Below are 23719 nucleotides of genomic sequence, written 5' to 3' on the forward strand. Positions count from 1 at the left end.
CTGGTGCTCACCTGGGGCTGGTGCGATGCCGGTGCGCCAGCGCCTCGTACGACGCGGCCAGCGCGGGCGCCGCCGTCTCGTACGTCCGCTGGGCCACTCCCACGAACAGGCAGTCCACCACGAGCAGTTGACTCGTCCGCGAGGACATCGCGGCGGGCCGCAGCTCGCTCTCCCGTGAGGTGGACGTGGTCAGTACGTGGTCGGCGTACTGGGTGACCGGCGAGTCGGGCCGGCCGGTGACGGCCACGGTCGTCGCCCCGTGCTCGAAGGCGACCCGCAGCGGCTCGATGACGTCCCCCGTCGAGCCGGAGTGGGTGATCGCGATCGCCACGTCGCCCGAGCGGAGCTGCACCGCGTTGGTCACCGCGAGGTGCGGGTCGCTGTGGGCGTGGGCTATGAGGCCGATGCGGAGCAGCTTCTGGGTGAGGTCCTGGGCGACCAGCCCGGACGCCCCGATGCCGTAGACGTCGGTGCGGCGGGCGCCGGCCAGCGCGGTGACGGCGGCGCCGAGCTGCGCGATGTCGAGTCCGGCGGCGGTGTCGGCGAGGGTCTGCTGCTCCTCGTAGGCGAGTTTCGCGACGACGTCGGCGATGGGATCGTCCACCGCGATGTCGGTCGTGATGGCGGGCGCCCGGCCCGACTGCTGCTGTGCGGCCAGCCCGGCGAGGGCGAGCCGCAGGTCCCGGTAGCCGGGGTAGCCGAGGAGACGGGCGGTGCGCACCACCGTGGCCTCGCTGGTGCCGGTGAGTTCGGCGAGGCCCGTGACCGTGAGGGCGGCGCAGCCGGCCGGGTCGTTCGCGACGGCCTCGGCGACGCGCAGCATGGACCGGGTCATGGAAGGGGCGAGGGTGCGCACCTTCGCGGCGAGCGAGCCGCCCGGACTTCCGAAAATTTCCTTCACGTCCTGGGTCACAGATGAAAGCTATTTTCGGTTCGGTATGGCGGTCAAGAGTGCGCACAATGGGTTCCATGGAGTCCCTCGATCCCGTCAGCCCCCTTGAGCAGGCCCTGCACGCCGCCCGCGCGCTGGTGCTGGCCGATCTGATCGCGGGCGAGGTCGCCCACGCGGACGTCGTCTCGCTGGTCGAGGACTCCGTCGCGGAGCGCCGCTGGTGGGTCGAGCAGTGGCCGGACGGCATGGCCTACCTCGCCGGGCTGGTCGCCCAGGACGTGCAGGACGCGCTGCTGGAGCGGTACGGCCGCTGGCCGCTGTGCCCGGTGTGCGGCTCGGGCGACCCGCACGCCCTCGACGTGGAGCCGGAACTGGGCCCCGATCCGCACTGGGTCTGTCACAAGGCGGGCGTGAAGGTCGCGGCGGTGGGCCTGCTGGGCTCGGCCACCGGCGGGACGACCTCCTCGTGACCCTGTACCTCGACCCGCCCGCCTGGCCGGGACACGGGCGCCTCTGGTCGCACCTGATCAGCGATGTGTCGTACGACGAACTCCACGCGTTCGCCGAGAAGCTGGAGGTGCCGAGGCGGGCCTTCGACGGCGACCACTACGACATTCCGGCGCACCGGTACGCGGACGTGGTGGCCGCCGGGGCGGTGGAGGTCAGCAGCCGCGACGTGGTGCGGCTGCTGCACGCCTCCGGACTGCGGCGCAGGAAGGGCCCTCAGCCCCGGCGGACGTAGAGCTGGAGCCCGTCAGGCCCGGCGGACGTAGAGCCTCAGGCCTGGCGGACGTAGAGCAGCAGGCCCGGCGGACGTAGAGCCTCAGGCCTGGCGGACGTAGAGCAGCAGTCCGTCCTCCACGCCGTGCCCGGCGTGTGCGATGCGCTCCTCCTCCACGGTCGCGCGGGTGAAGCCGGCCCGGGACACCACGCGCTGCGAGGGGACGTTGGCGTGCTCGACGGTCGCGATGACCATGCGGACGTCGTCCCGGGCCAGCGCCCAGTCGGCCAGCGTGCGCAGGGCCTCCGTCGCGTACCCCTGGCCCCGGGCGCCCTCGGCGAGGTCGTAGCCGACCTCCACCCAGCCCTCCTCGTCGGGGGCGCCGTGGAAGCCGATGCCGCCGATCGCGCGGCCGTCCTCGTGCCGGACGAGGGCGAAGACCCCGAACTCCGGTCGGTGCACACCCGCTTCGTACGCCTTCACCAGCATGCCGGCGGCGTCCCGGGTGCCCTCGTACGGGCCGCCCTCGATCCAGTCCAGGCCGCCGTCGCCGCCGAGCCGCAGATCGCGGGCGGCGGCCGGGCGCAGGCCGGTGAGGGTGATGCGGTCGGCGGGGATGACGAGGTTGTTGCGCCAGCGCCAGTCGGTGACCGGGGCGCGGCCGGGCAGCTCGCCGCGCCCGGTGGCCCACAGCAGGGTCGGCCAGGGCTCGGGGCCGGGCTTGACCTGCGGGAAGAGCCAGGCGAGGACGGATTCGGCGAGGTCGGCCGGGGGTTCGTAGGGGAGGCCGAGGCCCTGGGTGATGTCGTAGGTGTGCAGCAGTGTCTCCACGACGCCCATCGCCGCGAAGCCCTCGCGGTCGGCGCTGCGGAACGGGAAGGGGTGGAAGGCGCGGGCGCCGGGCGGGGTGGTGCGGAGGGTGGCGGTGAGCAGGCCGCCGGCCGTCTCGATCACCTGTAGGAGGCCGGTGTTGTCCGTGCCCTCGTCCAGGGTGATGTCGAAGGGGACGTAGGCGTCCTGGGCGCCGCTCGCCAACTGGCCGGCGTAGGCGACGAGAGCGCCCGCGATGTGCTCGGCCGTCCTCCAACAGCTCCACTCCAGCCCCCCGGCCGTGACCTCCGTCCAGTCCCGGTCCGCAGCCGGCCGCAGCGCCGCCACGCATCCGGTGACGGCCCTGTTCACATCTTCCCCGTTGATCGTTCGCATGAGGCGCACTCTAGGGAAGGCGCGGGCTCAGGTCGACAGCAATTCCAGCTCCGAGGCGAGGTTGTAGCGGGCGGTGGCCTCCCAGTGCTCCTGGCCGTACGGGGTGCGGAACAGCCTTGGCAGTCCGAGGAGTTGGCGCAGAATCGCCGAACGGCCCTCCCGGAAGGCGTCGTTCGGCACGAAGTGGTACTCCTCGCGCACCTCGGCGGTGTAGGTGGCGTACGCCGACGGGGGCGCGGCCAGGATCGCGAGGTCCGCGTCGCACAGCACCTGGCCGTCGCGGTCGTCGTCGGCCGGGTCGTGCGTGACGGTGAGCCGGACCAGCCGGGCCACCTCGGCGGTCTTGTCCCGCGAGACCCCGGCCTCGGGGAGGGCGCGCTCGGCGAGGCGGGCGGAGCGCTCCTCGTTCGTCGACCGTTCCGGCAGGTACACGGCGTCGTGGAACCAGGCGGCCAGGCGTACGACGTCCGGGTCGTCCGCGTACTCCGCGAGCACGTCGATGCGGTCGAGGACCGCCGTGAGGTGCTCAAGGGTGTGGTAACGGCGCTGCGGTTCCTGCCAGCGGCGCAGCAGGGCATCGGCGTACCGGTACGGGTCCGGGGCGCAGGAGTCGTCGTCACGTGCCGCGAGCAGGGCATGCAGCCAGCGGGAACGCAGGGCGTCGAGGTCGGCCATGGGCACATTGTGGCGTGCTGTCGGCCGCGGGAGGGGGTAGGGCGTACCCTTGAATTGGACTAGACCTCTACACCTGTCCCTGGACCTGTAGCCGCGATGAATGGGGTGCCATGAGCAAGCGTGCAGTCCTGGAGGTGATCGCGCTCGACGTCGAGGACGCGGTCGCCGCCCAGGCCGGAGGCGCGGATCGCCTGGAGCTGGTCACCGAGATGGCGGCCGACGGGCTCACCCCCGCGCCGGCCACCGTCGCCGGCATCCGGGCGGCCGTCGACATCGACCTGCGCGTGATGCTGCGGCTGACGGACGGTTTTGCGGCCGGAGCCGCCGGGGACCTGGAGCGGCTGGTCCGGGTGGCGAGCGAGCTGCGGGACGCGGGCGCCGACCAGTTCGTGCTCGGGTTCCTCGACGCGGACGGCGGGGTGGACCTGGCGGCGGTGGAGCGGGTGGCCTGCGCGCTGGACGGCTGCGCGTGGACCTTCCACCGCGCGATCGACCGCGCCGCCGACCGCGAGGCCCTGCGCAAGCAGCTCGCCGACCTGCCCGGCCTGGACACCTACCTCACGGCGGGCGCCGCAGGCGGGGTGGACGAGGGGCTGCCGACGCTGCTCGCGGAGGCGGGGCGCCGGGGCGAGCCCGGGTACGGCCAGACGGTCCTGGTGGGCGGCGGGCTGCGCCTGGAGCACGTACGCCCCCTGCGCACGGCAGGGATCGACGCCTTCCACATCGGCGGCGCCGCTCGCCCCGCGGGTTGGGCCGGGCCGGTTTCCGAGGAGGCTGTGCGGGAATGGCGGAGGGTGCTGGACGGGGAATAGCGCCGCTCCGGTTCTGGACTTACGCCCGGTGCGGCGCCGTCGTGGTGGCTCGCTCCCCCACGTTCTCGGCTTCGCTCGAACAGGGGGGACCCCCATCGCGGCGGAGCCGCATATCGGACACAGCCCCGCGCCCCTTCGGGGCGCTTCCCTCACGCAGTCGCGAGGACGACCAGGACGAAGAGGAACACCACGCCGAAGCCCGAGAGCGGGAGCAGGCCGAACATTCCGGCCGGGCGGCGGAACACCGGGAGGCCCGGGTCCAGGCCGGGGCCGAGTGCGGCCGTCGGGGCGGGCAGCTTGCGGATCTTGGACAGGGCGAAGAGGTTGATCAGCAGCGTGATGGGCGTGATGATCATCGACATCGGACCCCACCAGCCCTTCGCCAGCGTGTCCGACTGCATCTTGCGGAAGACGGCGAGCGCGCAGGACTGGCAGAAGGTGCCCTTGCGCCACAGGTTCCGCATCACGATCAGCATGCCCTGGTGGCCCCGGATCGTCACCCGCGTGGCGGGCCCGGCTCCGCACACCTCGCACCCGGGGCCGGCGGGCGCCTGCTGATACGGGGCGGGCCGGCTGTGGTCGACGGGCGCCTGCTGGTACGGAGCCTGGGGCTGGCCGTAGCCGCCGGGCGCCTGCTGGGGCGGATACGGCGCGGGCGCCTGCTGATACGCCCCGGGGGCCGGCTGCTGGTAGGCCCCGGGTGCCTGCGCGTAGGGCCCGGGCGCCTGCGCGTACGGCCCAGGCGCCTGCTGCGCGTAGGGACCCGGCTGCTGCGGGTACGCCCCGGGGGTCTGCTGGTATCCGGGATGCGGGGACGGCGGTGTGCTCAACGGAGGCCTTTCCAAAGGGGGACGCGACAGACCTGACACAACGGCACCGCAGCCTACTCATCCGCACCGACAGCCCCGCCGTCGGCTCACCCCAGCTGTGCGGGCAGCGGCGCCGAGTGCGTGACGATCAGGCCCGACACCGCTCGGGTCAGCGCCACGTACAGCCGCCGCAGCCCCGTCCGCTCGTCCGGCTCCCCGTCCACCACCGCCTGCGGTTCGTCCAGGGCGACGTAGTCGTACTCAAGGCCCTTGGCGAGGGAGGCCGGGACCAGGGTGAGGCGGGTCTCGCGGGTGGTCTCCTCGCCGGGGGCGAGATACGTGATCCCCGCCGCCGTCAGGGCCTCGGCCAGGGCCGGGATGCGGGCGTCGGCGGCGATCAGGCCCGTCGAGCCCTCGTTGCCCAGCAACTCCTCGCAGGCCGCGACGACGTCGGCGGTCCCGGTGGCCGTACGGACCTCGAAGAAGCCGGGGTTCTCCCGGACGGAGGCGACCGGGGTGAGACCGGGGGCGATGTGGGGGAGCAGCCGGGAGGCGTAACGGATGACGTCCGTCGGCACGCGGAAACCCGCCGTCAGTTCCTCGATCACACCGTCCCGCTTGCCCAGGTGGGCCAGCGCCTCGTCCCAGCTCCGGGTCGCCCACGGGGTCGTGCCCTGGGCCAGGTCGCCGAGGACGGTGGCGCTGCCGGTGGTGCAGCGGCGGCCGACCGAGCGGTACTGCATGGGGGACAGGTCCTGCGCCTCGTCCAGGACGACATGGCCGAGCGAGTGCGTGCGCTGGATCAGGTCCGTCGCCTCGTCGATCAGCACCGCGTCCGCCGACGACCACCTGGCCGACTTCACGCTGCGCACCGGCTTGGCCCACAGGATCGTCTTCTGCTCGTCCTCGTCGAGGATCCCCGCGGCGTGCTCGGCGAGGAAGTCCGCGTCCGTCAGCAGGCGCAGCACCAGTTTCGCCGGGTCCACGGCCGGCCAGACCGCCTTCACGGCCGCCTTGACCGCGCTGTTGCGGGCCACCGCGTCCTGCACCCGGTCGTCCGGCGCCTCCCCGGCCCGCTCCATCTGTACCAGCACCGCGTGCGCGATCCGCTGCGGCAGGGCCTCGCGGGCGGCGCCGTACCGGATGTCCCGCTCCAGCAACTCCCGTACGACGTCCTCCAGTTCGTACGCCGGTACCCGCCAGCGCCGCGACCCGCGCACGACCACGACCGGCTCCGTCGGCATGCTCACGTGCGCGTACAGCGCCCGGCGCAGCACCTCGGCCATCCGGGCGTCGCCCTTGACCACGGCCGCGGCCGCCTCGTCCGTGCCGCGCACCTCCACATGCGCCACCAGGTCGTCCACGGTGGCCTGCTGCACCGCCAACTCGCCCAGGGCGGGCAGGACTTGCTCGATGTAGTGCAGGAAGGACCGGTTCGGCCCGATGACGAGCGTGCCGGTGCGGGCCAGCCGCTCCCGGTGGGCGTAGAGCAGATACGCGACCCGGTGCAGACCCACGGCGGTCTTCCCGGTGCCGGGCCCTCCCTGCACACAGACGGTCCCGCCCAGCCCGCTGCGGACGATCTCGTCCTGCTCGGGCTGGATGGTGGCGACGATGTCCCGCATGGGGCCGACGCGCGGCCGCTCGATCTCCTGCTGGAGCAGCTTGCTGGCCTTCGCGGACTCCTCCGGGTCGGACAGGTGCTCGTCCTCGTACGCCGTGAGGTCGCCGCCGGTGTAGCCGAAGCGGCGGCGCAGCCCGACGTCCATCGGGTCCTTCTTGGACGCCCGGTAGAACGGCTGGGAGACCGGGGCACGCCAGTCGATGACCATCGGGTCCCCGTCGGCGTCGTGCACATGCCGGCGCCCGATGTAGAACTGCTCTCCCTCCGCGCCCTCGGCCTGGTCCGCCTTCGGGGCGTGCAGATAGTCGAGCCGCCCGAAGAACAGCGGGGTGTCGCTCAGGTCGGCCAGCGCCTTGATCCGCTCGTCGATCTGGCGGGACAGCACCTGGGCGTTCACCCAGTTCGCGGCGACGTCCTTGATGTCCAGCGCCTCCACGTCCTCACGCATGGCGCGCAGCGCGGCACGGGAGGCGGACAGATGGGCGCGCTCCCGGGCGAGGGGGTCGTCGAGCGGGGCAGCGAGCGGGGCGTCGAGCGGCTCTGGGGCGGGCGTGGACAAGGGGGTGCCTCCGGTAGACCTGCTGGGGTGGCTACGACGATGCCGCACGGTTTCCGACCGGGCGACGGCGCTCCGCGGAAGGGAGGCGGGCAAGAGCGGAGATTCTAGGGGAGGGGATGGGGAGGGGGCCAATGAATTTCCCGGCCCCTAGGGGACACGTGATCCCTGGAGTAGGGGGCGGAGTCCACCCGCGGGCCTAGTCCGGGGCATCCGGAATTGGCCCCGGAGACCGATGCGGGTCTTATGCCCGGAGAGCCACCATGGAGACATGAGCGCAGCATCCATCTCCCCGGCCCCCGCCCGACCCCCGGCCGGCGCCACAGCCACGGACGGCCCCCATCACCATCCGATCGGCAACGCCCTGCGCGCCCTCAAGGTGTTCGCGGAAGCGGCGATCAGCGTCGTGATCTTCGGCGAGTACGGCGAGGAAGCGGGCATACGCCGCAAGTGACCCGGCTCAGCTCTCCGCAAGGATCTCGTCGGCGTCCACGATGCGGTAGGCATAGCCCTGCTCGGCCAGGAAGCGCTGCCGGTGGGCGGCGAAGTCCTGGTCGAGGGTGTCGCGGGCGACCACCGAGTAGAAGTGGGCCTGGTGGCCGTCGGCCTTCGGGCGCAGCACGCGGCCCAGGCGCTGGGCCTCCTCCTGGCGCGAGCCGAAGGTGCCGGACACCTGGATGGCGACCGTCGCCTCGGGCAGGTCGATGGAGAAGTTCGCGACCTTCGACACCACCAGCACACTGATCTCGCCCTCGCGGAACGCGTCGAAGAGCTTCTCGCGCTGCGCGTTGGACGTCTCGCCCTTGATCACCGGGGCGTTCAAGTGCTCGCCCAGTTCGTCGAGTTGGTCGATGTACTGGCCGATGACGAGGATCTGCTGGCCGGCGAAGCGGCGCACGATCGCCTCCGTCACCTTCCGCTTGGTGTCCGTCGTCGCGCAGAAGCGGTACTTCTCCTCCGTCTCGGCGGTGGCGTACGCGAGCCGCTCGGAGTCGGTCAGGTTCACCCGCACCTCGACGCAGTCGGCGGGCGCGATGTACCCCTGCGCCTCGATCTCCTTCCAGGGCGCGTCGAACCGCTTGGGCCCGATGAGGGAGAAGACGTCCGACTCGCGCCCGTCCTCACGGACCAGCGTCGCCGTCAGCCCCAGCCGCCGGCGCGCCTGGAGATCGGCGGTGAACTTGAAGACGGGAGCCGGCAGCAGATGCACCTCGTCGTAGACGATCAGCCCCCAGTCCCGGGAGTCGAACAGCTCCAGGTGCGGATAGACACCCTTCCGCTTCGTCGTCAGCACCTGGTACGTGGCGATGGTGACCGGCCGGATCTCCTTCCTCGTCCCGCTGTACTCGCCGATCTCGTCCTCGGTCAGCGAGGTCCGCTTCACCAGCTCGTGCTTCCACTGCCGCGCCGAGACGGTGTTGGTGACGAGGATGAGGGTGGTCGACTTGGCCTGCGCCATGGACCCGGCGCCGACCAGGGTCTTTCCGGCACCGCACGGCAGCACCACGACCCCGCTGCCGCCGTGCCAGAAGTTCTCCACGGCCTGCTTCTGGTACGGCCTGAGCGCCCAGCCGTCCTCCAGCAGCTCGATCGGGTGCGCCTCACCGTCGACGTACCCGGCGAGGTCCTCGGCCGGCCAGCCCAGCTTCAGCAGCACCTGCTTGATCTGCCCGCGCTCCGAGGGGTGCACGACGACGGTGTCGGGGTCGATCCGGGCGCCCACCAGCGGAATGATCCGCTTGGACCGCAGCACCTCCTCCAGCACCGGCCGGTCGGTGGTGGTGAGCACGAGTCCGTGCGCCGGGTGCTTGGACAGGGTCAGCCGGCCGTAGCGGTCCATCGTGTCGGCGATGTCGACCAGCAGCGCGTGCGGCACCGGATACCGGCTGTACTGCACCAGCGCGTCCACGACCTGCTCGGCGTCGTGCCCGGCCGCCCGCGCGTTCCACAGCCCGAGCGGCGTGACCCGGTAGGTGTGGATGTGCTCCGGCGCCCGCTCCAGCTCGGCGAACGGCGCGATGGCCCGCCGGCAGTCGTCGGCCCGCTCGTGGTCGACTTCCAGGAGCAGGGTCTTGTCGGACTGTACGATCAGCGGTCCGTTCACGAGCGGCACACACCCTTTCCTCAACGGCCAAACGTCCAGTGTGCCGCATTCGCCGCGGAACCGGGTGAGCCGCAGGTCAGTCCTCCGCCAGCTCCGCCACCCCCGTGATCCGGTGCAGCGGATACGTCCGGACCTCGTCCGCCGTGTGGTCGTACGCCGTGACGAAGCCGCCCTCGACGCGGACCGGGGCGATGACGCGCTGGCTGGCGGAGCCCTCGGCGTTGACGTAGCCGATCCAGAGGGAGCCGCCGGTCAGGACGGCGGCCTGCATGGTGGCCAGGGTCTCGGCGGCGGAGGTGCGGGGGAGTTCGCCGCCCGCCGGCGTGGCCCCGGCCCCGGCGGACTCGCCGACGGGCTTGCGCGGGGTGGTCGCGGCCAGGTCGCCGGCCCGGATCGCGCGGATCGCCGCCGTCAGGAGCGTGGCGTCGGGCGGCGGCGGGCCGTCCGGGACCGGCTCGGGTGCGGTGCGCGGCGGGGTGCGGTGGGCGTGGGCGCGGGCGATCAGGACATCGCCCTCGGCGGACTCGGCGGCCGGCGCGAACCCCATCGCGCGCAGGCCCTCCAGCAGCGTCGCCGGGTCGGACTGGGCGGCCAGCACGGTCGGGGCCAGCCGGCGCAGCCGCAGGGCGGCGGCGCGCTTGTCGGCCAGGATCTCGTTCAGCAGGGCGTCGTCGTCGCAGCGGACGTACGCCGAGGCCGCCCCCACCCGCAGCCGGCCGTGCTTGCGGGCCACGTCGTCGATCAGATACGCGAGCGGCTGCGGGACCGGCGTACGGGAGTGCTCGGTGAGGAAGGCGTGCAGGTCGGCGGCGCTGCGGCCGGCGTCCAGGGCACGGCGGACCGAGCCCGGTGTGAAGCGGTAGACCGTCGCGCCGCCCTTGGACTCGACGTCCGCGAGCACGCCCAGCGTGTCGGCGAGCGGCCGCCGCAGCGGGCCCGGCGCCACCGCCGTCAGGTCGGCCTGGAGCAGCACGTGGTCCAGGGGTTCGGGCAGCAGCGGGGCCAGGATCCGGGCGGCCGCCGCGGTCGCCGTCGTCTGCTCAAGGGGGGAGAGGGAAGCGGGGGTGTGGTGGTGATGGACCGGGAGTTTGGCGCCCGGACCGGAGCCGTCCCGCGGGGGTACGGCGGCGGGGGCCGGTGCGCCCAGCAGGGCGCGGGCGTGCGCCGACAGCGCGCCCCGGCCGGTGATCCCCAGCTGTTCCGCCTCCGCCAGGGTCCAGCGGGCCAGCCGGGAGCGCAGGTCCTCCGCGCCGTCCGGCTGCCGGCCGCGCAGGGGCCGTTCCCAGCGCAGCCGGGCCAGGACCGACTCGGTGTCCGCCGCCGTGCCCGTGGGGAGCCCGGCGAGCAGGGTCAGCACCCGGTGCCGTACCTCGGGCGCGGCCGAGCGGTCCAGGCCAGGCCCGAGCGCGGAGAGCGTGCGGTCCTTGGCGTCCCGCCCGCCGACCAGCCCCGGCGTCCGGGTGGCCGCCAGCCAGGCCTCCGCCAGCCGGCCCCAGCGTTCGGCGGCGGGCCGCTCCAGCCACTCGTCGTAGGCGGGCGTGGCCGCGTACCGCTCGTCGGCCTCGCCGTCGGAGGCGATCAGACCGGCCGCGTACGCCAGCTCCACCCAGAACGCGGCGACCGGCTCCGCCACGTCCAGCGCGACGGCGGTCCGCTTCAGGTCCCGCACGCTCAGCCCGCCGGCCCGCAGCACGGCCGGGCCGCCCTCGTCCCAGTCCTTCAGCAGCTCCTCGACGGTGGCGAGCGCGGTGTACGCCTGCCCGGCCGCCGTCGCGTCGACCACCTGCGGGTTGTGGGCGGCGGCCGGCTCCACGGCGGGCGGCAGCGGCTCGGGCGTGCGGTGCGCGAGGCCCTCGCGCAGATGCAGGGCCACCTCGCGGGGCAGGACGACCGTGCCGGGGGCGGTCGGCAGCAGCAGGCCCCGGTCGAGCAGCCAGCGCAGATGCGCGGCCGGCTCCGGGGTGACCTGCCCGTACGGCGGCCCCCAGACCAGCCGGGCGAGCACCTCCTGCGACCCGGCCGGGGCGCCGGCGAGCAGCTTGGCCATCTTCCCGCGGTGGGTGAACAGCGCCGTGAGCGCGGCCACGGCGGACACCGCGTCGTGCGTCGACGGCAGCCCGGCGGTCGTCACGATCTCCTGGACCCGGCCCGGCGACATGCCCGAGGTCGCCTCCTGCACGCTCGGGCCGAGCCCGGTCGGGGAGGGGTGCTGCGCGGACGGGGCGAGGAGCTCCCGGGCGGTGCGCACGAGCCGCAGCCGCTCGTCGTCGCCCCAGACCAGCGCCTGCTCGCGCAGGGTGCCGAGGGCACGCGGCAGCGCGCCGCCGACCGTCGCGTCCCGGGCGTCGCCCGCCATCAGCCCGAGCAGGGTGTCGTACGACGCCGGGTCCGGGGCCACGGCCAGCGCCTCCGCGGTCTGCAGCGCGAACCGGTCCAGCCGCTCCAGCGCGCGCAGCACCGAGGCGCGGGTGCCGGCCCGGGTGGCGAGCTGGGTGAGGTCGGTCGGGACGGGCGTGATGAGGTCGGGCCGGCTGCGCAGGAGCGCGGACAGGGAGGCGTCGTCCCTGGCGCGCAGCGCTTCCGCGAGGGAACGGGGAGCTGGTCGGGCCGCTTGGCTCATCTGACCCACGGTAGCGGGTGCGCCGGTTCCAGCCGAGTGAGTCGGGTGGACGGTGACCAAGCGGTACCGTCCTCACCGTGGGGATCGAGAGCGACCAGGTCGTCTACGAGTACCTGAGCCGTGTCGGGGACATCGCTCAGCAGCGGCAGCTGCCGTCGTCCACGCGGATGCGGCTCGTGACGGAGCTGCGCAACGAGATCGACCGGCACCGGGCCAAGGTGACGGTGGACAGTCCGGCCGCCGTACGCCGCATCCTGGACCGGCTCGGCACCCCCGACGAGGTCGTGGCGGCCGCGGGCGGCACATCCGGCCCCGGCCCCGGACGTTTCCCGCAGCCCCCGGCGGCCGCGGTGCCGGTACAGCCCGAGGCTGGCGACACCGACGGGAAGGCCGAGGGGAAGAAGGACCGGCCGAAGGGCCTGCGCCGGGCCGTACCCCGCCCCCGCTCCGCCGGTTCCGAGCCCGCGGCACCGTCCGCGCCGCGCGACGCGCCCGCCCCGCCCCATCTCGCCTCCGCGCACGAACTCGGCGACAGCGCCACGCATCCCGACTGGTGGCAGCTCGGCGGCGCTCCCCGCGGCGGCCCGGACACCGATTCCGTGCCGGGGTTCGTCGGGGGTGTGGAGATCCCGGACCTGCTCCGCCGGCCGCCGAAGGAGACGGAGGGGACGGAGAAGGCCGCCGCGCAGGAGGCGACGGACGAGGCGCCGGACACCGCGGAGGAGGCCGCTCCCAGCGGGCGTCGCCGGATGCTGCCCCTGCGCCCCGCCGCCGGCTGGACCAACCCCTTCCTGCTGCTGGCCGCCGCCGCGCTGGTCGCCGGCGCGGTGCTCGGCAACTGGTTCGCGCTCCTGCTCGGCTGGGCCATCGCCTACGGCTCCCGCCGGCTGACCGCCGCGGAGACCAAGACGGCGGTGCTGATCCTGCCGGGTACGGCGGTGGCGGCGGGGCTGGTGTGGCTGTGGGGGCGGGACAACGGGCGCTGGGGGCAGCCGATCGCTCAGGGGCACATGGGGGACGCGGTCGCGGGGACGTGGCCGTGGGTGGTGCGGGGGGCGGCGGTGGCGTCGGCTCTGTACCTGGTGTGGCGGTCGCAGCGGCGGAGGTGACACCGCACCGCACCGGCAGACGACAGCCACCCGGCACAATGACCCATATGACTCTCACCGTCGGCTTCGACCTCGACATGACCCTCATCGACTCACGGCCGGGCATTCGCGCCTGCTACCTGGCGCTGTCGGAGCGGACCGGGACGTACATCGACGCCGATCTGGCGGTGACGCGGCTGGGGCCGCCGCTGGCGGAGGAGTTGGTCAACTGGTTCCCCGAGGAGCAGATCCCCGCGATGGCGGACCTGTACCGGGAGATGTACCCGACGATCGCGATCGCGGCGACCCCCGCCATGGAGGGAGCGCGGGAAGCGATAGCGGCCGTACGGGCGGCCGGCGGGCGGACCATGGTCGTCACGGCGAAGTACGAGCCCAACGCCAAGCTGCACCTGGCGCACCTCGGCATCGAACCCGACGTGGTCGTGGGCGACCTGTGGGCCGAGCAGAAGGCGCGGGCGCTGCGCGAGTACGGCGCGGGCGTGTACGTCGGTGACCATGTCGGGGACGTGCGCGGGGCGCGTACGGCGGGCGCGCTGTCCGTCGCCGTGGCCACCGGGCCGTGCCCGGCCGACGATCTGCACGCGGCCGGGGCGGACGTCGTGCTGGACGACCTGTCCGCGTTCCCGGGCTGGCTCGACGGCTACCGTTCGGCGGCGGCCGCCCGCGCCTGACGCCGGCCGGCCGTCACCGACCGCAGCACACCGGCGGCGGCGAGCAGGAAACCGACGCCCATGAGCATGCTCAGCAGGTACATGTACGTCGGAAAAGGCTTGTCGCCGAGGAACAGCGGGGCCACCGTGACCAGAGTGGCCAGCGCCCCGAGGAAGAAGACGACGGCACCGGCGCGGATCAGCCGGTCACCGGGCTCGGTGGAATTCGTTTGGGTTTTGTCACGCACCGGACCAGGGTAGTTCCCAGCCACGGTGAACAACCGGGGGACGTCTTGTCACCCGCCCGAAGACCATTAGCCTTGGTAGCGCTTGGTAGCGGCGGGTCATGGTCGACCCGCTGTAGTGCTATCAAGAGCCGTTTCCGAAGTAGTTTTCCCGACGAGACACGAGGACGAGGACAGACGTGCCTACCGGCAAGGTCAAGTGGTTCAACAGCGAGAAGGGCTTCGGCTTTCTCTCCCGCGACGACGGCGGTGACGTCTTCGTCCATTCCTCGGTTCTCCCCGCCGGAGTCGACGTACTCAAGCCGGGACAGCGCGTGGAGTTCGGCGTCGTCGCCGGTCAGCGCGGTGACCAGGCGCTCTCCGTGACCGTGCTGGACCCGACGCCGTCGGTCGCGGCCGCCCAGCGCAAGAAGCCGGACGAGCTGGCCTCGATCGTGCAGGACCTGACGACCCTTCTCGAAAACATCACCCCGATGCTGGAGAAGGGCCGCTACCCGGACAAGGCGTCCGGCAAGAAGATCGCCGGCCTGCTCCGCGCGGTCGCCGACCAGCTGGACGTCTGAGGACCGTCAGCGAAACACGAGCACATCCGGGCCGAGGGGCGGCACCAGCCCCTCGGCCGTCGCGCGTGCGCCCGGATTGCCTCACGGAAACGCGAGCGCCTCGGGCGGGAGGGCGGGCAGTAGTCCCTCGGCCGCAGCGCGCGTCAGCAGGCCGCGGATCGCCGCGGCGCCTTTGTCTGCCGTCCTTGCGTCGCTTCGCGGGCTGCGGACGGCTGCGCCGGACTCTGTCCGGCGGCTGTCGGTGTCGTACGGGTCAGGGAAACGCGAGTGCCTCGGGCGGGAGGGCGGGCAGTAGTCCCTCGGCCGTAGCGCGTGTGAGCAGGCCGCGGATCGCCGCGGCGCCTTTGTCTGCCGTCCTTGCGTCGCTTCGCGGGCTGCGGACGGCTGCGCCGGACTCTGTCCGGCGGCTGTCGGTGTCGTACGGGTCAGGGAAACGCGAGTGCCTCGGGCGGGAGGGCAGGCAGTAGTCCCTCGGCCGCAGCACGCGTCAGCAGGCCGCGGATCGCCGCGTAGCCGTCCTCGCCGAGGTCGGCGGTGAACTCGTTGACGTACAGGCCGATGTGCTGGTCCGCGACGGCCGGGTCCATCTCCTGGGCGTGGGCCATGACGTACGGCCGGGAGGCCTCGGGGTCGTCCCAGGCGGCCCGTACCGAGGTGCGGATGGAATCCGCGAGCCGGGTCAGCGTGTCCGCGCCCAGCGCGCGCTTGGCGATGATCGCGCCCAGCGGGATCGGCAGCCCCGTGGTCCGCTCCCAGTGCTCGCCCATGTCGGCGAGCTTGTGCAGACCGTAGTTCTGGTACGTGAAGCGGGCCTCGTGGATGACCAGTCCGGCGTCCACCTTGCCGTCCCGCACGGCCGGCATGATCTCGTGGAACGGCAGGACGACGATCTCGCCGACCCCGCCGGGGAGGGTGTCGGCCGCCCAGAGCCGGAAGAGGAGATACGCCGTCGACTTCTCGCTGGGCACGGCGACCGTACGGCCCGTCAGGTCCGCCCCCGCCTCCCGCGTGAGGACGAGCGGGCCGCAGCCCCGGCCCAGCGCGCCGCCGCACGGCAGCAGGGCGTACTCGCCGAGGACGTACGGCAGGACGGCGTACGACACCTTGAGCACGTCGAACTCGCCGCGCTCGGCCATGCCGTTGGTGATGTCGATGTCGGCGAACGTCACGTCCAGCGCGGGCGCCCCGGGCACGCGGCCGTGGGCGAGGGCGTCGAAGACGAAGGTGTCGTTCGGGCAGGGGGAGTACGCGATCCGCAGGGTCTGCTGCTGCTCACTGGTCGTCATGTCGGTTCCAACTCTCCAATGCGGGCGCGAGCTTCCCGAACGCCTCGGTGAGGGCGGTCAGGGCGTCGCCGATGCGCCAGGCGGCGCGGTCGCGCGGGCCGACCGGGTTGGAGACCGCGCGGACCTCCAGGACGGCCGTCCCGTGCGCGTCGGCCGCCTCCGCCACCCCGAAGCCCTCCATGCCCTCGGCGAGCGCCTGCGGGTGCCGGGCGCGCAGTTCGGCGGCGCGGGCGGCGGTGCCGGTGACGGTGGAGACGGTGAGGATGGTGCCGGCCGGGGCGCCGGTGGCCTGGCAGGCAACCCGTACGAGTGATCTCGGCGGGTAGTGGTGGACGGTTCCGAAGCCCAGGTCGGTGACCGGCAGGAAGCCGTCGGCGGTTTCGGCGCCCAGGTCGGCGACGGTGATCCGACGGGCGACGACGAGCGAGCCGACGGGCGCCTCGGGCTGGAAGCCCCCGCCGATCCCGGCCGAGACGACGAGGTCGTACGGGGTACCGGCGAGCCGGGCCGCGGTGAGTGCGGCGGAGACGGAGGCGGCGGCGCGGGCCGGGCCGACACCCGCGTCGAGCAGATCCCAGACGCCGGCCGTACGTGTCGTACGCGTCAGTCCCACACCCGGCTGCCAGATCTGCTCCACCGGCGAGTCCGGTGAGTCCTGCGAGTCCGGCGAGGAAAACGCCCGTGCCACCGCGTCCCGTTCGGCGGGGACCGCGGTGGCTACGAGGATGCGTGCGGAAGGCGTGGTCAGGAGGCCTTCTTCAGCTTGAAGGACCACAGTCCCTTGCCCGGAGTGGTGCCGCCCATCTGGATGGAGACCGTGTTGGTGTCGCCCTCGGTGCCGTACTGGGCGTTGAAGAACGCGCTGCCCGGGATGGTGCGGTACGTCTTCTTGCTGACGTCGGTGAACTGACGGCCGTTCACCAGCAGGACCCAGCCCTCGTCCGCGATCTTCGGGTCGACGCCGAAGCGGACGGTGGCGTCCGTGTCCACGGTGATCGACTTGACGTCGTTCACCTTCTTGGCGCACTTCGCCAGCGTCTTGGCGTCCAGCGTGTTGCCGTCGTTGTAGCACAGGGCCTCGGAGTTGACCGAGCTCTCGCCGACGGTGATCGTCGCGACGGGCGTCGGCTTCTCGCAGGCGGAGAGCAGAAGCAGTCCGGCGGAAACGGCGCCGGCGGCGGCGACGGCGCGGCGGCGTCGCACAGCGGATTGCAGCGTGGTCATGGCCGAAGGCTATCGGGCGCCCGGAGCCGTCCGCCCACGTGGGGTACGGCGTGCCCGGTTCGTTACGCCAGCCGTGCCTGTGTTCGGGAAACCGTGTCCGGTTCGTTACGCCCCGGCAGGTCAGTCGACGCGGGCGCGGGGGCGGCCGCCGTGCCGGGCCGAGGCGAGCAGTCCCTTCACGGTGGTCAGCCAGCCGGCGGCGACGAACGCGGCGCCGATGAAGAGCCCGACGGTGCCGTCGAGCGGCAGCACGATGCCGACCGCGCCGCCGAACACCCAGGCCATCTGCAGCAGGGTCTCGGAGCGGGCGAACGCCGAGGTGCGCACCTGCTCGGGCACGTCCCGCTGGATCAGCGCGTCCAGGGCCAGTTTGGCCAGCGCCTGGGCGAACCCGGCGACCGCGGCGAGGCAGGCCACCAGGAACGCGCCGAAGAAGACGGCCGCCACGACCGCCGTACCGAGGACCACGGCGACGACGGTCACGATGATGATCTCCGGGGCGCGCGATCTCAGCCAGGCCCCCACGGCCGTACCGAGGGCGTTGCCCGCGCCGGCGGCCACGCCGACTATCCCCAGCGAGACCGCCGCGCTCTCGCCGGTCAGCGGGTGCTCACGGAGCAGGAAGGCCAGGAAGAAGATCAGGAAGCCGGAGAGGCAGCGCAGGGCGGCGTTGGCGCCGAGCGCGTGCGTGACGGCGGGGCCGACGGTCCGCAGCCCCGGCCGCTTGATCTGCTCCCGCTTGAGCGGCCCGTGCAGATGCTGCTCGTCGGCGGCGAGCAGCGCCCGGTCCTCGCCCTTGGCCGAGTCGACCTTGGGCGGCAGGGTGAACGACAGGAACGTTCCCGCGACGAAGATCACGAAGGCGCCGTAGAGCGGCCAGGGATCCCCGATGGTGTGCAGCCCTGCCGCGAGCGGCGCGGCGGCGCCGGTGGCCAGCAGACCGGCGAGGGTGACCCGGGAGTTGGCCTTCACGAGCGAGAAGCGGGGCGGCAGCAGCCGCGGTACGACGGCGCTGCGGACCACGCCGTAGGCCTTCGACGCGACCAGTACACCCAGCGCGGCGGGGTACAGCTCCAGGCTGCCGCTCGCCACGGCGCCCGAGATGATCAGCGCGAGCAGGGCACGGGCCAGCATGGCCGCGGCCATCGCGGCGCGCCGGCCGTGCGGCAGCCGGTCGAGGAGGGGGCCGATGACGGGGGCGAGGACGGTGAAGGGCGCCATGGTGATGGCGAGATACAGCGCGACGCGGCCCCGGGCCTCGGCGGTCGGCACGGAGAAGAAGACGGTGGAGGCGAGCGCCACGGTGATCATGACATCGCCGGCGCCGTTCACCGCGTGCAGCTCGATCAGCTTGCCCAGCCCCGACTCGCCCGCGCCATGGGCGTGCGTCGCCTTCCGGATCCCGCGGGCCGCCCCGGTGACCGGAAAGTGCAGGGCGCGACCGACGGAGCGGACGGCACCGCCCACGCGTCCCGCACCGCCGCTCCGACCACTCGCCTTGTCCGCGGCTGTCACGACGTTCATAGTGCCCCGAGAAGAGGGTGGATAGTGCGAGGCCGGGCGAGTCGGGTGTGCGGGGCGGCGGTGCGGGATGCACGGGCGGGTGTGTGGGCGGGTGGGAAAAACCCACGAATCCTGTTCGGTGTAGCGTGCGTATCTCAGCCATAACGCAGAATGGATGGCAGAGGTGCGCCCAGCGCGCGGATGCAGACGTCGATGCGGTCCCCCGGTCCGCTCCGTCGGCCAACCCGCCGGAGGCAGCCGCACTCGTGAGACGGCGTAGGAGAGAAGCGATACCTGTGAGCGCAGCGACAACGCGAAGCCGCACCCCCGACCGTCTGTGCGCCGAGGCGGTCGATCTCGCCCGCGCCGCCGCCGAGGAGGCAGCCGCGCCCGGCGTGGTGGGTGAGCACGTCGGCCTGGTGTCGGAGGGCGACCGCGTTGTCACGCACCTCTTCGAGTGCAAGGAACTGGGCTACCGGGGCTGGCGCTGGGCGGCGACGGTGGTCCGCGCCTCCCGCGCCAAGATCGTGACCCTCGACGAGGTGGTCCTCCTCCCCGGCCCCGACGCCCTCCTCGCCCCCGAGTGGGTCCCGTGGAGCGAGCGCCTGCGCCCCGGCGACCTCGGCCCCGGCGACCTCCTGCCCACCGACCAGGAGGACCTGCGCCTGGAGCCGGGCTACACGGCCGAGGAGGAGCCGCCGCCGCACTCGGTGGTCTCCCACGAGATGGAAGAACTGGCGGACGCGGAGGACGCCGAGGTCACCCCCGGCACCCCGGCCGTCCAGCCCACCGTCCCCTCCCGCGGCTCGATCGCCGCGGTCGCCGAGGAACTGGGCATGCGTCGCGCCCGCGTCCTGTCCCGCTACGGCCTGCACAGCGCGGCCGACCGCTGGGAGGAGGCGTACGGCCCGAAGACGGCGATGGCTCAGGCGGCCCCTGCCACGTGCGTGACCTGCGGTTTCCTCAACCCGATCGGCGGCTCGCTGGGCCAGGCCTTCGGCGTGTGCGCCAACGAGTTCTCCCCGGCCGACGGCCGCGTGGTCTCCCTCGCCTACGGCTGCGGGGCGCACTCGGAGGCCGCGGTCATGCCGAAGCCCCCGCAGGTGGCGCCGCCGGTCATCGACGAGACGAAGGTCGACGCCTTCCCGCTGCGTCCCGCCCGCGACTCGGGCTCGGTGCCGGAGCCGGCCGACGAGGAGACGGCGGAGCTGGGCCACTCCTGAGCCGGGGCCGGGGTCGGCTGCGAGACTGAGCAGGTGATCATCAGACTCGCCGGGCGGCGGGACCTGCCCGGCTTTCTCCGGCTGGCGGCACAGGTGGAGCACTGGTTCGGCCCGATGGTGGACGACCCCGGCTTCACCGGTGCCGTCGAGAAACACATCCGCCGCTCCACGGCACTGGTCGCACAGACCGGGGAGGGCTACGGCGAGGACTCTGGTACGGACCTGCTCGGCGCCCTGCTCTTCGGCGGTACGGCACCCGTCCACAAGGTGCACTGGCTGGTGGTCTCGGAACAGTCCCGGCGCACGGGGGTCGGCCGCGCCCTGCTGACCGACGCCACCCGCAGATGGGTCCACGCCCCGGCCTCCCTGGAGGTCGTCACGTTCGGCAAGGACCACCCCGGCGCGGCACGGAGCGGCGCCCGAGCCTTCTACGAACACCTGGGCTTCACCCCCTCCGCCCCAGCACCCCCTGGCCCGGAGGGCGGCTCCCGCCAGCGCTACCACCGAGCCTTTCCCTGACCGGCCGAGTCCGGCGGACGGGCGAAGGCCAGGGTTCGCCCCGGCCCGCTGTACCTTCGTCCCGACGTCGACGAGGAGTGTGAACGTGAGCAGCAAGTACGTGCGGCCGGCGGCCGAGGGTGCCGATCCGTTCGGGACGGCCCGGCTGCGGCGCGGTGTGCTCGACGCCTGGGCCACCAGCCCCGCCCGCTTCCGGGAGGACGCCAACGCCGAGGAGGACCTGGTCCTGGGCGGTTACCGGGACCGGCTCGTCATCGAGCTGGCCCAGAACGCCGCCGACGCCGCCGCGCGGGCCCACACCCCGGGCCGGCTGCGGCTCACCCTCCGCGACGGCGTCCTCGTCGCCGCCAACACCGGCGCCCCCCTGGACGCCGCCGGCGTCGAGTCGCTGTCCACGCTGCGCGCCTCCGCCAAACGGGACACCGAGGGCACCCAGGGGGCCGTGGGCCGGTTCGGCGTCGGGTTCGCCGCCGTACTCGCGGTGACGGACGAGCCCGCGATCGTGGGGCGGCACGGCGGTGTCCGCTGGTCCCTCGCCGAGGTCCGGGAGCTGGCCGCCGACATCGCCCGGCACAGCCCCGGACTCGGGGACGAGGTGCGCAGAAGGGACGGGCACGTTCCCCTCCTCCGGCTGCCGTTCGCCGCCGAGGGCACCGCCCCGGAGCCGTACGACACCGCCGTCATCCTGCCCCTGCGGGACGCGGCCGCCGCCGATCTCGCCGAGCGGCTCCTGGACGCCGTGGACGACGCCCTGCTCCTCGCCCTGCCCGGGCTGGCGGAGGTCGTCATCGAGGCCGGCGGGGACGCCCCGCGCGTCCTGCGCCGCCGTACCGGTGCCGCCGACGACGGCGGCACCGTCGTAGTCGTCGAGGACTCCCGCACGGGGACCACGCGCTGGCGCACGGCCGCGGCGCACGGGCCGCTCACCGCCGAACTGCTCGCCGACCGGCCCGTCGAGGAGCGGCTGCGTCCGCACTGGTCCGTGACCTGGGCCGTACCCGAGGACGAGGACGGGCGGCCCGCACGGCCGCGCACCGCGCCCGTCGTGCACGCGCCCACCCCCAGCGACGAGCCCCTCGGCGTCCCGGCCCTGCTGATCGCCTCCTTCCCCCTCGACACCACCCGCCGGCACACCGCCCCCGGCCCCCTCACCGACTTCCTGGTACAGCGCGCGGCCGACACGTACACCGAACTCCTCGCCGGCTGGCGGCCGGTGACGGACGGGATCATCGACCTCGTGCCCGGCCCGCTGGGCAAGGGCGAGCTGGACGGCGCGCTGCGGCAGGCCGTGCTGGAGCGCCTGCCCCGGCTCGCCTTCCTGCCGCCCGCCGTCCAGCCCGGGGAGGACGACGAGCTGCCCGAGGCGCTGCGGCCCCGGGACGCGGAGATCGTGGAAGGCGCCGGGGCCCAGACCGTCCGGGTGCTCGCCGAGGTGCTGCCCACCCTGCTGCCCGCCGGCCTCGAACGCCGGGCCGAGCTGCGCGGCCTCGGCGTCGCCCGGCTCTCCCTCGCCGACGCCGTCGACCGCCTCGCCGGCCTGGAGAAGGACCCCGACTGGTGGTGGCGGCTCTACGACAGCCTCGCCGGGGTCGACCCGGATCGGCTGTCCGGCCTTCCCGTGCCGCTGGCCGACGGCCGGACCACCATCGGCCCCCGCCAGGTCCTCCTCCCCACCCCGGACGCGGCCCTGATCCACCCGGACGTCCTCGGCCGGCTCGGGCTGAAGGTCGCCCACGAGGACGCCGCGCACCCGCTGCTGGAGAAGCTGGGCGCCCTGCCCGCCACCCCGCGCGCGGTGCTCACCACCCCGCAGGTGCGGGCCGCCGTCGCCGCCTCGCTGGAGGACGAGGGCATCGGCTGGGAGGAGGACGCGCCCGACGCCGAGGAACTCGCCGACACGGTTCTGGCGCTGGTGCGTGACGCGGGGCTGGAGCCCGGTGACGAGCCCTGGCTGGGCGCCCTCGCACTGCCCGACGAGGACGGCGAACTCGCGCCCGCCGGTGAGCTGGTCCTCCCGGGCAGCCCCTTCGCCCGTGTCATCCGCGACGGCGAACTGGCCGCCGTGGACCAGGACATGGCCGACAAGTGGGGCGAGCAGCCGCTCACCGCCTGCGGGGTGCTCGCCGGCTTCGCGCTGGTCCGCGCCACCGATGTCGTCCTCGACCCCGACGAACTGGAGCCCCGGGAGGGCGACTTCGCCGAGCCCGACGACGCCGGACTGCTGGATGCCGTCGACGTGTGGTGCGAGGACATCCTCGACCGCTTCCCGGACAGCCCCGTACCGCCGGTCGCCACCGAGCTGATCGCCGTACGCGACCTGGACCTCGTGGACGACGACCACTGGCCCGAGGCACTCGCCCTGCTCGCCCAGCGGCCGCTGCGCGACGCCCTCACCCAGCCGGTCCGCGTCCTGCTGCCCGACGGCACCCACGAGGTCGTGCGGCCGTACACCGCGTGGTGGCTGCGCGGCCACCCGGTCATCGACGGCCGCCGCCCGGCCGGTCTCCTGGCAGCCGGCGGCGACCCGCTGCTGCACGGCCTGTACGACGAGGCCGACGCGACCGGGTTCGAGGACGAGCAGGTGCTGCGCGCCCTCGGGGTGCGCACCTCGGTCGCGGCCCTGCTGGACGAGCCCGGCGGCGCCGCCGAGCTGCTGGACCGCCTGGCCGATCCCGACCGGCCGGTGACGTCAGCCCAACTGCACGGCCTGTACGGCGCGTTGGCCGACCTGGACCCCGAGCAGGTGACCCTGCCGGACGAGCTGCGGGCCGTGGTCGACGGCCGGGTGACGGTCGTGGACGCCGCCGACGCCGTCGTGGTCGACTCGCCCGACCTGCTGCCCTTCACCTCCGGTGTCCCGCTGCTGCCGGTCCGGCCCGCCCGGGCCGCCGAGCTGGCGGAACTGTTCCAGGTGCGGCGGCTGAGCGAGTCCGTCACCGGCGAGGTCCACTCGGAGGGCACCGAGCACGACGTACCGGAGTCGGTGCGGGTCCTGCTCGGACCGCGTACGCCGCAGACGTACGTCGAGCACGAGGAGTTGGTCGTGGACGCCGTGGAGATCGACTGGCGCCTCACCGACGACGGCGTGCTGCACGCGGCCACCCTGGAGGGCGTCGCGGCCGGCCTGGCCTGGGCGGCCGGCCAGTGGCCCCGCCGCTTCGAGGTGGCCGCCCTGTTGGAGGACCCGTCCAGGACGGAGGAACTGGCCCGGGACCGCTGGTTCGACTGAGGGTCCATCCCCCCCGCCCCCCTGCCGGCCCGACTCGGTTCGCTGAGGCACCCGTCCCCCTGGAGGGGGCTCCCCGCAGCAGCGCATCGAGTCAGGCGAGGCAGACGAGCGGAGCTGGTCAGGGCTCAGCGGGCCACCTTTGGTTCGGT

Annotated in this window: 22 protein-coding genes; 10 read left to right on the forward strand and 12 right to left on the reverse strand. The window is 73.6% G+C overall.

Features of this window, described 5'->3' with window-relative positions; all coding sequences use genetic code 11:
* Positions 1–7 precede the first annotated feature (7 nt).
* A complete protein-coding gene (locus O1G22_RS23200) occupies positions 8–913 on the reverse strand; it encodes a MurR/RpiR family transcriptional regulator (protein ID WP_270083074.1) in 906 nt (301 codons plus the stop codon).
* Positions 914–969: 56 nt separating this feature from the next.
* Between O1G22_RS23200 and O1G22_RS23205 the strand changes: the two genes are divergently transcribed.
* Both O1G22_RS23205 and O1G22_RS23210 read left to right on the forward strand, forming a co-directional pair.
* The gene (locus tag O1G22_RS23205; RefSeq protein WP_225097953.1) at positions 970–1362 is read left to right on the forward strand and encodes a hypothetical protein; all 393 of its coding nucleotides are present in this window, start codon (positions 970–972) and stop codon (positions 1360–1362) included.
* On the forward strand, positions 1359–1634 hold the full coding sequence (locus tag O1G22_RS23210) for a DUF4031 domain-containing protein (protein WP_270083075.1): 276 nt from the start codon (positions 1359–1361) through the stop codon (positions 1632–1634). The genes O1G22_RS23205 and O1G22_RS23210 overlap by 4 nt, the downstream gene beginning before the upstream one ends.
* 81 nt (positions 1635–1715) lie before the next feature.
* Here O1G22_RS23210 and O1G22_RS23215 read toward each other — a convergent pair whose 3' ends face one another.
* The gene (locus O1G22_RS23215) at positions 1716–2819 is read right to left on the reverse strand and encodes a GNAT family N-acetyltransferase (RefSeq protein ID WP_270083076.1); all 1104 of its coding nucleotides are present in this window, start codon (positions 2817–2819) and stop codon (positions 1716–1718) included.
* Between the two features lie 27 nt (positions 2820–2846).
* Positions 2847–3494 (reverse strand): HD domain-containing protein, encoded by a 648-nt coding sequence (locus tag O1G22_RS23220; protein ID WP_270083077.1) that lies wholly within the window; start codon positions 3492–3494, stop codon positions 2847–2849.
* A gap of 110 nt (positions 3495–3604) precedes the next feature.
* On the opposite strand from O1G22_RS23220, the gene O1G22_RS23225 reads away from it, so the two are divergent.
* The gene (locus O1G22_RS23225; protein ID WP_270083078.1) at positions 3605–4306 is read left to right on the forward strand and encodes a copper homeostasis protein CutC; all 702 of its coding nucleotides are present in this window, start codon (positions 3605–3607) and stop codon (positions 4304–4306) included.
* Between the two features lie 149 nt (positions 4307–4455).
* Here O1G22_RS23225 and O1G22_RS23230 read toward each other — a convergent pair whose 3' ends face one another.
* Both O1G22_RS23230 and O1G22_RS23235 read right to left on the reverse strand, forming a co-directional pair.
* Complete coding sequence (locus O1G22_RS23230; protein WP_270083079.1) at positions 4456–5136, reverse strand: hypothetical protein; 681 nt, start codon at positions 5134–5136, stop codon at positions 4456–4458.
* An 86-nt stretch (positions 5137–5222) separates the two neighbouring features.
* On the reverse strand, positions 5223–7298 hold the full coding sequence (locus tag O1G22_RS23235; RefSeq protein ID WP_270083080.1) for a HelD family protein: 2076 nt from the start codon (positions 7296–7298) through the stop codon (positions 5223–5225).
* 268 nt (positions 7299–7566) lie between these two features.
* Between O1G22_RS23235 and O1G22_RS23240 the strand changes: the two genes are divergently transcribed.
* Positions 7567–7749 (forward strand): hypothetical protein, encoded by a 183-nt coding sequence (locus O1G22_RS23240; RefSeq protein WP_225097946.1) that lies wholly within the window; start codon positions 7567–7569, stop codon positions 7747–7749.
* A gap of 6 nt (positions 7750–7755) precedes the next feature.
* On the opposite strand, the gene O1G22_RS23245 is transcribed toward O1G22_RS23240, so the two are convergent.
* Both O1G22_RS23245 and O1G22_RS23250 read right to left on the reverse strand, forming a co-directional pair.
* Positions 7756–9399: a DNA repair helicase XPB gene (locus O1G22_RS23245; protein ID WP_270086502.1), complete on the reverse strand. Its 1644-nt coding sequence runs from the start codon at positions 9397–9399 to the stop codon at positions 7756–7758.
* A gap of 76 nt (positions 9400–9475) precedes the next feature.
* Complete coding sequence (locus O1G22_RS23250; protein ID WP_270083081.1) at positions 9476–12019, reverse strand: helicase-associated domain-containing protein; 2544 nt, start codon at positions 12017–12019, stop codon at positions 9476–9478.
* 77 nt (positions 12020–12096) lie between these two features.
* On the opposite strand from O1G22_RS23250, the gene O1G22_RS23255 reads away from it, so the two are divergent.
* Positions 12097–13128, forward strand: coding sequence for a hypothetical protein (locus tag O1G22_RS23255; protein ID WP_270083082.1), 1032 nt, complete (start codon positions 12097–12099; stop codon positions 13126–13128).
* A gap of 47 nt (positions 13129–13175) precedes the next feature.
* A complete protein-coding gene (locus O1G22_RS23260; protein WP_270083083.1) occupies positions 13176–13799 on the forward strand; it encodes an HAD family hydrolase in 624 nt (207 codons plus the stop codon).
* Here O1G22_RS23260 and O1G22_RS23265 read toward each other — a convergent pair.
* Positions 13769–14026 (reverse strand): hypothetical protein, encoded by a 258-nt coding sequence (locus O1G22_RS23265; RefSeq protein ID WP_270083084.1) that lies wholly within the window; start codon positions 14024–14026, stop codon positions 13769–13771. The genes O1G22_RS23260 and O1G22_RS23265 overlap by 31 nt on opposite strands.
* 176 nt (positions 14027–14202) lie before the next feature.
* On the opposite strand from O1G22_RS23265, the gene O1G22_RS23270 reads away from it, so the two are divergent.
* The gene (locus O1G22_RS23270; RefSeq protein ID WP_158922086.1) at positions 14203–14586 is read left to right on the forward strand and encodes a cold-shock protein; all 384 of its coding nucleotides are present in this window, start codon (positions 14203–14205) and stop codon (positions 14584–14586) included.
* A gap of 425 nt (positions 14587–15011) precedes the next feature.
* Here the strand turns inward: O1G22_RS23270 and O1G22_RS23285 are convergent, their stop codons facing one another.
* The 4 genes from O1G22_RS23285 to O1G22_RS23300 all read right to left on the reverse strand — a co-directional run bounded on the left by O1G22_RS23285 (position 15012) and on the right by O1G22_RS23300 (position 18620).
* Positions 15012–15872: a 1,4-dihydroxy-6-naphtoate synthase gene (locus tag O1G22_RS23285; protein ID WP_270083085.1), complete on the reverse strand. Its 861-nt coding sequence runs from the start codon at positions 15870–15872 to the stop codon at positions 15012–15014.
* Positions 15859–16647, reverse strand: coding sequence for a futalosine hydrolase (locus tag O1G22_RS23290; RefSeq protein ID WP_270083086.1), 789 nt, complete (start codon positions 16645–16647; stop codon positions 15859–15861). Before O1G22_RS23290 ends, O1G22_RS23285 begins: the two co-directional genes overlap by 14 nt.
* Positions 16617–17096 carry a DUF2771 domain-containing protein gene (locus O1G22_RS23295; RefSeq protein ID WP_270083087.1) on the reverse strand — a complete coding sequence of 160 codons (480 nt, stop codon included), beginning with the start codon at positions 17094–17096 and terminating at the stop codon, positions 16617–16619. Before O1G22_RS23295 ends, O1G22_RS23290 begins: the two co-directional genes overlap by 31 nt.
* A gap of 120 nt (positions 17097–17216) precedes the next feature.
* Positions 17217–18620: an MFS transporter gene (locus O1G22_RS23300; RefSeq protein WP_270083088.1), complete on the reverse strand. Its 1404-nt coding sequence runs from the start codon at positions 18618–18620 to the stop codon at positions 17217–17219.
* Positions 18621–18895: 275 nt separating this feature from the next.
* Between O1G22_RS23300 and O1G22_RS23305 the strand changes: the two genes are divergently transcribed.
* From O1G22_RS23305 to O1G22_RS23315, 3 genes are all read left to right on the forward strand, one after another.
* Positions 18896–19822, forward strand: coding sequence for a DUF3027 domain-containing protein (locus O1G22_RS23305; RefSeq protein ID WP_270083089.1), 927 nt, complete (start codon positions 18896–18898; stop codon positions 19820–19822).
* A 33-nt stretch (positions 19823–19855) separates the two neighbouring features.
* Entirely contained in the window at positions 19856–20341 is a 486-nt protein-coding gene (locus tag O1G22_RS23310) for a GNAT family N-acetyltransferase (RefSeq protein WP_270083090.1), read from the forward strand.
* An 85-nt stretch (positions 20342–20426) separates the two neighbouring features.
* Positions 20427–23570 carry a sacsin N-terminal ATP-binding-like domain-containing protein gene (locus O1G22_RS23315; RefSeq protein ID WP_270083091.1) on the forward strand — a complete coding sequence of 1048 codons (3144 nt, stop codon included), beginning with the start codon at positions 20427–20429 and terminating at the stop codon, positions 23568–23570.
* Positions 23571–23719 lie beyond the last annotated feature (149 nt).

The sequence above is a fragment of the Streptomyces camelliae genome (genome assembly GCF_027625935.1).
In the GTDB taxonomy this organism is placed as follows: Bacteria; Actinomycetota; Actinomycetes; order Streptomycetales; family Streptomycetaceae; genus Streptomyces; species Streptomyces camelliae.